At 38.7% G+C, this 12,159-nt stretch carries 11 protein-coding genes; 2 read left to right on the plus strand and 9 right to left on the minus strand.

The annotated features are described in order from the left end of the window. The first annotated feature begins 37 nt into the window (after positions 1-37). Positions 38-406, plus strand: a complete 369-nt coding sequence (locus ACR2F3_RS15550) for a YccF domain-containing protein (RefSeq protein ID WP_432710905.1) — start codon at positions 38-40, stop codon at positions 404-406. Here the strand turns inward: ACR2F3_RS15550 and ACR2F3_RS15555 are convergent. The 3 genes from ACR2F3_RS15555 to ACR2F3_RS15565 form a co-directional block, all read right to left on the minus strand. Then, positions 396-2,057 (minus strand): mechanosensitive ion channel family protein, encoded by a 1,662-nt coding sequence (locus ACR2F3_RS15555; RefSeq protein WP_432710906.1) that lies wholly within the window; start codon positions 2,055-2,057, stop codon positions 396-398. The two genes, ACR2F3_RS15550 and ACR2F3_RS15555, sit on opposite strands and share 11 nt — an antisense overlap. Before the next feature lie 183 nt (positions 2,058-2,240). Continuing rightward, the gene (locus tag ACR2F3_RS15560) at positions 2,241-3,506 is read right to left on the minus strand and encodes a BamA/TamA family outer membrane protein (protein ID WP_432710907.1); all 1,266 of its coding nucleotides are present in this window, start codon (positions 3,504-3,506) and stop codon (positions 2,241-2,243) included. A 105-nt stretch (positions 3,507-3,611) separates the two neighbouring features. Further along, a complete protein-coding gene (locus tag ACR2F3_RS15565; RefSeq protein WP_432710908.1) occupies positions 3,612-3,908 on the minus strand; it encodes a hypothetical protein in 297 nt (98 codons plus the stop codon). Positions 3,909-4,093: 185 nt separating this feature from the next. Between ACR2F3_RS15565 and ACR2F3_RS15570 the strand changes: the two genes are divergently transcribed. Then, on the plus strand, positions 4,094-5,071 hold the full coding sequence (locus tag ACR2F3_RS15570; RefSeq protein WP_432710909.1) for a 2-hydroxyacid dehydrogenase: 978 nt from the start codon (positions 4,094-4,096) through the stop codon (positions 5,069-5,071). A gap of 8 nt (positions 5,072-5,079) precedes the next feature. Here the strand turns inward: ACR2F3_RS15570 and ACR2F3_RS15575 are convergent, their stop codons facing one another. From ACR2F3_RS15575 to ACR2F3_RS15600, 6 genes are all read right to left on the minus strand, one after another. After that, a complete protein-coding gene (locus tag ACR2F3_RS15575; RefSeq protein WP_432710910.1) occupies positions 5,080-6,993 on the minus strand; it encodes an ATP-dependent DNA helicase in 1,914 nt (637 codons plus the stop codon). A gap of 69 nt (positions 6,994-7,062) precedes the next feature. Further along, the gene (locus tag ACR2F3_RS15580; protein ID WP_432710911.1) at positions 7,063-9,594 is read right to left on the minus strand and encodes an LruC domain-containing protein; all 2,532 of its coding nucleotides are present in this window, start codon (positions 9,592-9,594) and stop codon (positions 7,063-7,065) included. Positions 9,595-9,623: 29 nt separating this feature from the next. Continuing rightward, positions 9,624-10,151, minus strand: a complete 528-nt coding sequence (locus ACR2F3_RS15585) for a hypothetical protein (protein ID WP_432710912.1) — start codon at positions 10,149-10,151, stop codon at positions 9,624-9,626. After that, positions 10,148-10,486, minus strand: coding sequence for an STAS domain-containing protein (locus tag ACR2F3_RS15590; RefSeq protein ID WP_432710913.1), 339 nt, complete (start codon positions 10,484-10,486; stop codon positions 10,148-10,150). The genes ACR2F3_RS15585 and ACR2F3_RS15590 overlap by 4 nt, the downstream gene beginning before the upstream one ends. After that, complete coding sequence (locus ACR2F3_RS15595; RefSeq protein ID WP_432710914.1) at positions 10,473-11,615, minus strand: SpoIIE family protein phosphatase; 1,143 nt, start codon at positions 11,613-11,615, stop codon at positions 10,473-10,475. The genes ACR2F3_RS15590 and ACR2F3_RS15595 overlap by 14 nt, the downstream gene beginning before the upstream one ends. After that, positions 11,608-12,150: a hypothetical protein gene (locus ACR2F3_RS15600; protein ID WP_432710915.1), complete on the minus strand. Its 543-nt coding sequence runs from the start codon at positions 12,148-12,150 to the stop codon at positions 11,608-11,610. Before ACR2F3_RS15600 ends, ACR2F3_RS15595 begins: the two co-directional genes overlap by 8 nt. Between the last annotated feature and the right edge of the window lie 9 nt (positions 12,151-12,159).

Consider the following 12,159-nt stretch of genomic DNA (forward strand, 5'->3'; position numbering starts at 1 on the left):
CTATATAGTTTTAACCGCATCATAATTAAAAAAACACATGAATTTAATCGGAAACATTATTTGGATCATCTTTGGCGGTATATTTATTTTCTTCGAATATATTATTGGAGGCTTACTTTTGTGTCTTACTATTGTCGGCATTCCCTTTGGTCTGCAATGTTTTAAATTCGCCATAGTTGGTTTGGCGCCCTTCGGCGTTAAAATTACCGAATACCCTCACGACTCAGGTTGTTTGTCAACCATCATGAATGTTATTTGGCTTGTTTTCGGTGGATTTTGGATTATGCTGACACATTTATTGTTCGGTATCCTGTTCTGCATCACTATTATTGGTATTCCTTTTGGCAGGCAGCATTTTAAATTAATGTCCCTTGCTTTTTCACCATTTGGAAAAACTATTTCTTAGGTTTATTGCTTACAGACCCTTCAGGAGGGTATGGCAATGTATTCCTAAGTTTTTCTATTTTCTCCACGCTAAATTTTGGTAGTTGTATGTCATTGGTCTCACGCCATTGTTTTACGCTTTCTGTTACAGCAGCAGTTTTTTCTTCAGAAACGCCCTCGTCATTTGCGAAATATAGCGTTTGAGATGGGAAGGCGAATCCAGTACCACTTTTTTCAACGATATCCATGATGCGTAATAATAAATCTTCCCTCACCTCCATAAATTCATCATTATCTCTAGTGCTGATGTAAGTCCAGACTTCAATATCAATGGAACTTGAGCCCAATCCGATCAACCGAACCCTAGCAGGTGCAGGGTCTACTTTTGGGTGTGCATATAAAGTTGCACGAATAGTCACCAGAAGATACCTGATTTGTTCTGCCGTTGTTTCATACCGGAGCCCGAAGGTATTTGCAAATAAGAATTTGTCACGCGGTGCAAAGTTATCAATTTTCATAGACGAGAAATCTCCATTTGGAATACTAACAACCGTTCGGGACAAGGTGCGGATTTGAGTAGAACGCATTCCAATTTGCTCTACTGTGCCTAATACATCTCCTGCTTTGCAAAAGTCGCCTACCCGGATGGGGTGGTCGACAATAAGGCTGATGCTACCCACTAAATTTTCGACAGTTTTTTGTGTACCCAATGCAAGCGCAATACCACCAATTCCAAGAGCAGTAAGCCATGTAGTAACATTAAAACCAAAGGTATCAAGTAAAACAAGCGCTCCAAGAATCACCAACGCTACTTTTGCAGCGCGACGGAAAAAAAGCAATGCCGAAATCCCTGATTGATTTTCGCGTAACCGCAATCTTTTCTCCATTAATATAGAGAGGAAGCCAATTAGCTGCCAAACAAGCAATATAATGGCAATTAAGCCAACCACAATGGTAAGTTCACTTAAACGCTGGCGTATAACAAGGGAGATACCAACCTGTCGACTGCCGGCCACAAATAGCCAGACCCCAAGATAGAGTTGAAATGGTTTTACAAATGACTGTATAATACCTGCTGTAGATTCCAGCCTTGCTTTGCGCCAAAATAGTGGGATTAAATAAACTATGAGCCTGGTAATGGCACCAGCAATGTAGTAGGCCAAAACAACCAACACAAGCATACCCAACCAATGTGCTAATGGTATACCTCTCCATTCATTACGTATTAAAATCGATGGAGATACTTTATCCACTAAAGTGCGTTGCACCTGAACGGTATCTAGGGGGACACTTTTTATAGTTTGCGAGGAGAATAGCCATATTGGCGCCCCCGTGGTATCTCTACTACGTTCGAGGATCAGATCGACAGACTTTCCATTCACGTTGAGATCACCAATCTTGTCCAACTCCTGCCCTAAATCATCATCTAATTTTCCATCTACATCATTGCTAATCCAGGAGTAAGGGTAAATACTGGCCGAATTTGCTATTGCGGTTTGTAGTGCCCGCGCATATGTTTCTTTGTCTCCCTTAAAACTGGAGTCGAGGTTTAAGTATTGCTCAGCCAGCACATAATTCTGCGTACCTGCTGCTTTTAAAAAGCGTTCTAATGTACCGCGTGGTGTTCGCCGGCCCAAAGAATCCGCAGGCCATACTGGTGTTCGTATAATCATTGAACTATCTTTTACAGAAGTAGTATCTTGGGCCTTTGTAATGTTAGGATTAAGTAATAAGATGCTACAAAAAAAAAGGACGAAATAATGATATTCTGTGACGGTATATTTTGCTTTTGTGTTCATCGTGAAGGCCTATTATATTATTTTGCAATAAAAGTAAAGGTTAATTAGCAGCGCTAACTAAAAGGATTCATTTAATCCCAGGAACAAACCACGGGCACCATAATTACCAACGGCATAGTCTATGCACAAATTGGTTCGGGTCGCTTTGTTAAAGAGCACTCGTAAGCCGGCACCCCCAGCTGGTTGCCAATGTTCAAAGAGCTTTGTACCAAGGTTATCGTTGGTAGTTTGAACATTAAAAAAGGTTACACCACTGAGAAATTTATTTTTGGTGATAGGAAAGCGATATTCAATTTCCGAGTAAAAGTAGTTGGTGCCTTTAAAGTACGCAATTGTATAACCCCGGCCACTACGGCCGTTATTGTCTTTTCCTGTTCCCGGCAATTCCAGGTATGGCAATGAACCACTTAGTAGATACGAACCCCAATTCCAGAATGCAATAACGTGTTCAGGGTTTCGATTTGAGAGGCTAAAGTATTGTCTGAAATCAGTATTAAGTTGAACGGCATTTTTAGTACTTCCTATCCAGCTTTGATTTACCCTAATTCCAGCATCAGCATATGTGCCCTTATAAGCTCTGTTTTGATTATCGCGGGTAGTATATTGAATGTTCAATAAAAAACCGTTAGCCATATAATGACTGGGATCATATCCTAAGCGTTCACTGTAAATATAATATGGAGTTTGCCTGTCTGTCGCGTTGCGGTCTTCGATTTTTCTTCTAATGTCGAAAGATACCCCCGCTCCAACAAATATGTTGTCTTTTATCTGTTTGTATACTTTTTCGCTGATTTTGTAATATTGCGCATGTAATACGTATCCTTTACGGTCAGGATTAGTTAATATACGATCGGCTTCGCTATCCCCAGGATCTAATCCAATACCTAGGCCGAAGTCGGGAGTAACCGTCTTTGCGGCAACTAAAATACCCTGTAAGTTCCATTTGTTTCCAGGGGTATAGACATTATGACTTAAATAAGCATATATAATTCCTTTGGTAGTAATGGATGCCGAAGTTGCCGCCACTGACATAAGCGTATTAGGGTCTTTGCCGAGTTTTTTACCCGCTACAGCTTTAATGCCTATCTGGAAACCAATGCTGGGGTTGTAAGCAAAATTAGGCATTGGGGTAATGGCAGATTTTGCCTGCATCGGCTTAGGTTTGCTATTGGGATGAAGGATATTTCTGATAAGGTCAGCAACATCATATTGTGAATTTACTATGACAGTATCGCGTTTTAGTGAATCTGTAGTGTTGGTTGTCTGGCCAAAAGTTTTTGCATGAAAGGTGATCAGAATCACTATGATGACGTATTTAAACATTATAAGTATTTTTTCTTTAGATTGCGAATCTATATAATCAACTTTGTGTGACCGGAAATGTTTGATTAAATAAAATATAATAGACACGGATCGTCTGAAAACAAGTTACCAAACATCGTCTTTAGATAGTTTAAGGGAGTCGATCACGAATTCTGCCAGTTCATCATCCTCATCATGATGGTCAATTCGTCGCTGCAATTCAATTTCCCAGTCTTTAATTGCTGCGTATGGGGAGTGGCCACTACCTAATATACAATTCTTTTCATCCTCGCCTAAATGGCAAAAGAAAATATTTCTGTTTTTAAACACAACCGGTTGTAAAGTTCTGAGTGTTCTGTTAGTATCCGGAGCTGTAAAATCAATAGCTACAAGCTGTGACGGATCAATTTTCATTTGTTTCATGACTTGAGGGATTAATTGAGAGTGGTTTCCAACCTAAAACGAATAAGAAGAAGCTTAATGTTTAATAGTTATTTAAACAACATAATAATTACTTAGTTTTACGTCGTTCGATTTCCCGTAGAAACCTGTTTACAATTATTATTTACGATACTTAACAGGTAGAAGTAACCATAAAAACGACAGCGATGAATATCTTTGTGACCAGAATTATTCCTCAGAAAGGGTTAGATTTATTAAATGCAGCCGGTTTTGAGGTTACACAGTATACTGAAAAAAAAGAATTATCACAGGAAGAATTGATATCAGCTTGTAAAGATTCTGACGCATTGTTGAGTGTAGGTTCAAATAAAATCGATGAATACTTTCTACAACAATGCAGTCATTTGAAAGGGATTGCGCTGATGAGTGTGGGATATGATAACGTAGATGTTGAGGCTGCCACGCGCTACGGAGTGCCAGTGAGTAATACACCAGGTGTATTAAGTGGTGCAACGGCCGACGTTGCATTCCTTTTAATGCTCGCTGTATCACGCAATGCTTTTTATATGCATAATTCAATTGGAAAAGGTGATTGGGGCTTTTATGAGCCTACTTCCAACCTTGGCCAGGAATTAAATGGCAAAACATTAGGAGTACTGGGATTAGGTAGAATTGGCACTGAGTTGGCACAAAAGTGTAAAGCTGCTTATTATATGAACGTGATCTATCACAACCGTAATCCTAATGCCGAAGCAGAACAAACGCTGGCTGCGCAGTACGTGTCGTTCGAGTCTTTATTAAAGGAAAGCGACGTGCTGTCAGTTCATGTTAATCTTACAGCGGAAACCAAAGGATTATTTGATAAATCGGCGTTTAATCAAATGAAACCCTCCGCAATATTTATTAATACTGCGAGAGGGGCCATACACAATGAAAACGATTTATTGGAGGCCCTGGAAAACCATATAATCTGGGGTGCTGGACTCGATGTAACTAATCCAGAGCCTATGAACCGCAATCATCCCTTACTATCTATGCCTAATGTTTGCGTTTTGCCACATATTGGATCTGCTACGGTGGAAACCAGGGATAACATGGCGGTTATGGCCGCTAAAAATATAATTGCTGTCCTGCAGAATCAAAAAATGCCTCAGACAATTAATCCTGAAGTATATCAAAATTAAAATTCCGTTTAAAACAACTGCAGGGTGTTAATCTGGTTTTCCCCTGATATGATATTGTCTTTAAGATAGGGGTGTTGCTTGTGTCTATCGATCCACGACGTATAAGTAGAAGCTTCAATCGGTTCTTTCCATAACGCAACAGCAAATTGCATACGCAATATACTATTTTCTATCACAGGTCTGAATTTCCTTAAAAGGTGTTGTAACAGCTGCTGCGTTTTATTCTTTGGCTTTATCCTTATGACTTTGTTTAAAGGATTGATAAAGGTGGCTGTAATTTCCTTAGTAAAATAATCGGCTGCGGCACTCACTCTGTTTTGAAGGGCTGACTGATCGTTAAAGCCTGATTGTTGATGTAAAACCATTACCTGAACCTGAAATTTGTCAGACAAAGTGATAAGATTGTTAATTGCCTTATGAAGCTGACCGGTCAAGGCCACAAATTCAGGCAGCTGTGCCTTGTTAAGTTCCGGGCTTGCCTTTAAGTCTTCTAATGCTATATTGATGCGATGGAAGGAGAAATGATCAAGTATCAACTTAAGTATGTATTTTTCCTGCGCACTAAGCAAAAGCTGACCGAGTTCTTCATCCTTTGCCGGGTTCATGTAATGGATTACCGCAGGGTTAGACCTTAAGCTTTCTGTGGTAATTTTAGATTTCAAAATTAGTCCTTCCAGCGTTCTAACACGGCTTAATGCTACATAAACCTGCCCGGCAACAAAAGACTTCCATGCATCAATGATGGCGCTATCAAAGGTTAATCCCTGACTTTTATGTATGGTAACTGCCCATGCCAGTTTAATAGGGTATTGTGAAAATTCACCTACCTGCTGTTGCACAATAACATCTGCAGGATCTGTTTTGTATTCAAAAGACTGCCAGGAAGATTTTTCCAGCAGCAAGTCATCCTCATGTGGAAAGGATATATATATGTTGCCGGAGACGATAGACTTCACTCTGCCAATTTTCCCATTATAAAACTTCCGGTTCTCACCGGTGTCATTCTTGATGAACATCACCTGTGCACCTTCTTTTAATTTAAGGGTTTGCTCTGCCTGAAGCCCCAGATCTCTGAATTCGCCACTAATCTCTCCTTCAAAAATATATTCTTCACCAGGTAGTTCCGCGATCTTCTCATTATTGATGGCATTGGCTTCGGCATTATGTGAAGTGATGATAATTGGATTTAACTCGTTGGATGCACTAAATAATGGGTCGTAGCGCTCATTGAGTGTTGCAAGGCTATCTTCACTGATTTGGTTATTCCTGATGTCATTCAGAATGTTAATGAACTTAGGTTCTGTTTGACGGAACACAATAGTCAGTTCAACCTGTAACAAAGGATTTCTTCGAATAACATAAGATTCGAAGAAATAAGGTGAGGCATAAGCTTTACTTAAAAAAGTCCAGTCCTCTCTTTTGGTTACTGGCGGTAATTGGTAGAGATCACCAATCAGCAGCAACTGTACCCCTCCATAAGGCGCATTGTTTTTGCGTACTGAGCGAAGAATGCCATCAATCATGTCCATCAGGTCGCAGCGTACCATGGAAATCTCATCAATTACTAGCAGTTCCAATTCGTTGAATAGCTTTATTTTGTCTCTGCTGAAAGTTAAATTAGCGACCGTCGATTCTATGGAGAGAATCCCTGATTGCAGGTGTTCCAGACTAATATCGCCAGGGAAAAAGGAGCCGGGAGGCAATTGGAAAAATGAATTGATGGTTGTTCCCTTTGCATTCATGGCCGCAACACCGGTTGGTGCAACAGTCACAATCTTCTTACTGCTATTTTCCTTAATTCTCTTTAATAAGGTGGTTTTTCCCGTTCCTGCTTTCCCGGTAAGGAAAATATTCTGATTGGTATAATCTATAAAAGAGATGACCTTATCAAAGATGGAATGGGAGGAATGGCCGTTATTCATGCTGCAAATTTAGGCAAAAAAAAAGGCTGAACCCACCAATGAGTTCAGCCTTTTTCCCTTAGAAGTCTACTATTTTGCTTTGTAGATATTCGCTGTATTTCGATAACCACTCGCGGTGTTGAAGTACCAATCCTTACTATTTACACCTCCCGAAGTTGCCCAATCAGCAAACTTCAGATAGGCGTCTGTGATTGCAATTCTCTCAGCAGGATATTCAAAAGGGTTAATCGGCACGCTAATCGCCCACGGAAGGTTAGTTACTGTGCTGTACGTTTTCCCTGTTTTTGAATTGTCGTCTTTCGTTCCGAAAGCTTCAATATTTGCAAACTTTGTAGGTGTTTTCCCCATCAAATGCGTTTCATTACCTCTATTGGCATTCCAAATGAAAGGATTGTAAGTACCTATTCCGAAAGCGGAGAATTGTGGACCGTCAACGACGTCAAAACTTACATCATAATTTTTAACTGGAGACGTGGCCTGCCCAGGAATAGTGTTCCAGGTAGCTTGTTCATTACGGCTGCTTGTAAAAAGAATCACAACAACACTATCTTGACCGCCTTCCAGCTTTACACCAGTCGTGGTTTTGAAGTTTGCAGCACTTTTTGCAGGCAAGTTAAATTGAATACCAGCACCACTTTGGAATTCACCACCGGTTGCTAATAAAGCATAGTCTGCTTTGATATGAACAACCTGGTTGGTAGCACTCGTAACTACTAGATACTTATATCCAATTACCACGTCATTTAAGTCGTAATCGCCTTTCGAAGGCCAGTTATCCTCAAATGCGACAGTAGAGCCGCCATTTTTATAGTTTACAGAGTAGTTGTTAAAGGCCTTTGCTTTATCTTCCGGGTAATCATCCTCAGTGTCAATAATGCCATCACCATCGGTATCCACTAATACTGGTCCGGGTACAATTCCGTTTCCAACAGGGTTACAGTTGTTAATCGCTATGAAAGCATCGCAGGCTTGAATAGCGCCGCCTGTAAATTGAGATGGTTTTATTGTGCGGCTTGGATCGCAGTACTGTAATGAATTTTTAAATTTCTGGTTGCCGTTATCGTTCACATTACTTGTTGAAGAAACATCTACTTTAAATAAAGAAGTATTTCCATGACCTGTTACTGTACCATCTAAACCAATTAATGTTTTAGTGCGGAACATGGCTGCGTTGTGGAGGTTAAATGTGCCTTTTATATTACTGCTGCCATCAACCTGAATATAGCTGTGGTTAACAATATCTGCATTGTTATCAAAATCAACCAATACATTCAAAAAACAAGTATTTGTAAGTGTACCAGAGTTAACGGTCATATTTTCAACAACCATATTTCCCGCATTCGTTAAGTTACCGGATACGTTCAACTTTGACAATTTCGCCGTAAACGTACCTGTGTTATTGAAAGTAGGGCCATTATTGAAGTTAATTTCCCCTTTGTCAGATACTATCGTACCACTATTCGAAAAAGCTCCAGCAATCGTCATATTATTTGCAAGGTTTAACGTTCCTGAATTAGTGAAATTAGGGTTATTGTTTGAATTGTATACACCAGCTACGGAAAGGTTGCCGCTGTTTACTATAGTTCCTGTTGCATTGAAGTTACCTCTAACCGTTACTGTACCGCCAAGATTAGCGGTAGCAGCACTACCTTCCATAATCAGTTCATTGGTCGTTAAAGTACCTGTGTTATTGAATGTGCCCATGATTTTAGTGTTACCGCTAACGGTAATGGTACTAATGTTGGACGCAGTACCACCTTCAACCAAAAATTCATTTGCGGTCAGTGTACCTGAATTGTAGAAACTTCCAGTGTTTTTAATATTACCAACCCTGGCTACTCCAAAGTTCTTGAATGTACCAGCACCTTCCCAGTTGAAGTTGTTAAAAGTGACGTCGCCTTTTGCAGCAACAACTACACTAATGTTGCTTCTCACCTTTAATCCGGTAATGGTAATTCCTGTACCGCAAATGCGAACATGACCACTGTTTAGATTGCGAAAGTTTACCGTGATGTTGTTTCCAGTAATCACATAGGTCTCTCCGTTTAAGTCGATTTGCTGAGCCGGTGAAGTGCTAATTTCAGTTTCACCAGCTCCAATGGTACAACCTGGACTGTTTTCAACAACTACATTAGCCCTAAGTGAAGGCAGCATTATAGATTTTTTAGCCATCGAAATTGCCTGAGTAACGCTTTCTGTGCCTAAAGACAGTGAGACTTCTGTTGTTTCAACAACAGCTTTCTGTGTGTTTTTAGAACCGTCAGGCGCAGTTTTAATCAGGTAGACTTCATTAACCCCCGCCGGAATCTCCGCTTTAAATTTAAAGGCCGTAGTTACCGATGCAGCACCTTTAGCCAGTGATATTCCATCTTTTGAAGGATCGCCAAGAAATACCTCCACAATATGTAAAGCATTCTGGAAACGTGTGTCATGAATGGCTACGTTGAAATTAACGTCTCTGGCAGTTTGCCAGTTAAAACTTGCCGGAACAATCATTGTATTAATGTCACCCGTACTGGTTAGATCATCATTTGAATCTTTCTTACATGATGATAAAAAAATGCTTAGCGCAAGGGTAGAGAGTAAAAGTTTGTTTTTCATTAAGTGTATTCTTTTATAAAATTATTCTGTTATAAATTCACCTGCACGATGAAGGTGTTTTTTTTTAATTCCGGGTCATATTCATATTCAAAACTGTTGGAAGCTACTGTAATGATAAAAAAACCAAAGTGTTCCGGAAAGTGGTTGATGCTCATATCATCTTTATAATTGTCCAGAAACTTGAATCTATAGTGATCAGTTACTTCAATGTCGTGTCTGTTGTTCTCAGAGAAACTAACCTGTAATGTTTTATCTAACTCTTTAAATGGGATTTGCTCTTCACTTTCGAAAACGATTTGCAGACCTATATCAATCTTTTCAATTGTCAACATGGGGTGTTTGATGGTGAGTTGCAGCAGGGCATCCGGATCAGTTGAATGTTTAATAGAATTGGTAATTAATTCTACTAAAATTAATTTAATTCTCCGTTCTAAGTCCTGAGTTAAGGTGGTGTACAGGCCAAGTTGTTGCAATACCTGTAATATATAACTCTGGATGTCGTCGGGATGGTCCGGAATTTTAAGACCAATCTTTGTTTGTGTGCCATTATTAATCATCGGAAATTCTCTAAAGACGTTTCTAGGGTTGATCTCAACGTGAAAATCTTATCAAGTCTGGTAAGGGTAAATAAGTTTAATATATCTTCATTTAACTCCGTAAGTACTAGTTTTCCATTCAAAGGAAGCAGTTTTTTGAGTACAGCAACCAGCGCACCTAAAAAAGAGCTGTCTAAATATTCGACATTTCTGAAGGAGATAATGAGTTCACGTGCACCAATCTCTACCTCATGAAGCATAAGTTCTTTGAATTGCTCTGCTTTGGATAGGTTGGCCTCTTTGTTCTCAATAACTATTACTAAAACATTATCAATCGTTTCTTTAGTTAACTTCATTTGGTGTCCTTTTTATAATGATTATACTACAGTCATCTACTTGTGATGTATGTTTATTAAATAGATGACTAACAATTTCTTCGGTAGGGTGTCGTTTTTCTTTTAACGTATTAAGTTTATTTTTAAATAATTCCATGTTCGATTTCTTTTCCCCATCTATTTCAAAATCTATCATACCATCAGTGACCAGAAAAACTTCGTCGGTGTCCTGTATCTTAATTTCCAGATCAGAATACTTTGCGGCTTCACTGAAACCCAATAAGATCCCGTCTGATTGAAAGGCAACAATGCTGTTTTCCTGTGAATCGTATTTTAATAATGGCAGATCTCCGGCCCCGGCATAACACAAAGTTGATTTTTCGTCATCTATTAACACGATACTGATGGTTGAAAAAATGTCTGCAAGGAATTCATCTGCGTAAACCACTCGATTCAACTTTTGAAGAATGGTAGATAAGGAGAAATCTCCGTCGAATACACAAAGACGAATTGCTGATCGTACGTAACTTAAGTAACTAAATGAAAAGAACCATGCACCCCATTTTTTTCCCATGACATCACCGAGGATAACGAAAGTATAACGATCATTGATTTGAATGAAATCAATAAAATCGCCCCCAGGTTGGTCTTGGTATGATTGATTAAAATATTGGAGTTGAAAGTTTTTTAGCTGCGGGGCAGTCTTAGGTATATTTCTCAAACTTAGTTTTTCGGCGATACCTTTGAGCTCACTTAGTGAGCGCTCATAGTGCTCTCTCACCGCTAACATCAGGTTGTTTATTTTTGACAAAATGCGCATTGGAGGCACATCCTTAGCCATATAATCAATAGCTTTAAGGTCTAAACCCTGTTGAATAAAATGCTCGTCGTTAACGGAGGTTAAAAATAGAAAAGGGACATTTTTAAGCAGATTGTTTTTCAACAGGCGTTTTCTAAACTCGAAACCGTTCTTATCAGGCATTTCATAATCAGAAATAATCAAGTCCGGTATGTCATAATCATTTAATATGATTTCCGCTTCATCTACCGACAGTGCAATTCTACAGGTATACCCGTTATTTTGTAATAATTTTTCGTAAAGCTTTAACTGAAAAAGATCGTCATCAACCAGTAAAACGGTTTTATTCATACATTTTTATATTTGTGGTTGATTTAATAATTATAAAGATTCCTACAGCAATAACAATTAATGAAATTAAATCCATTAATGTAACCCCGTCATCTGCTGTGAAATAGAATACCGTAAACATCTCAAAATAGGGTGGTGCAGGCATTATAATCATTGCAAAACCTAAAGTAACGAATAAAAATCCGATTACAATTTTTATGAATTTATTAAATTTTTCTAATAAATTAATTTTAATAGTTTGTTTTGTGTCTAAAAAGTTGTTGTTAAGTAAAAATTCTATTTTATCTAATTGATCGAGTTTATCTAAATTAGACAGCGATACTTCTTTAATTTCATTAATAAGTTTATGATTGGTTAATTTTTTGTCAATCGCTTCATTAACTCGTGCTTGTAAAAGCTTTATGTTTTCAGAGTCCAGGTTACTTTGTTCAAGTAAGGTAATGAACTCACTTAATTTCTGATTTAATTCCCCATCTTTGCGATCAAGTAGAGCAAATTGTTTAAGGTTCTCAGAAATTTTACTTTTTTCACCCAAAATAATATT

It is taken from the genome of Pedobacter sp. (assembly GCF_045627485.1).
Lineage (GTDB): Bacteria > Bacteroidota > Bacteroidia > Sphingobacteriales > Sphingobacteriaceae > Pedobacter.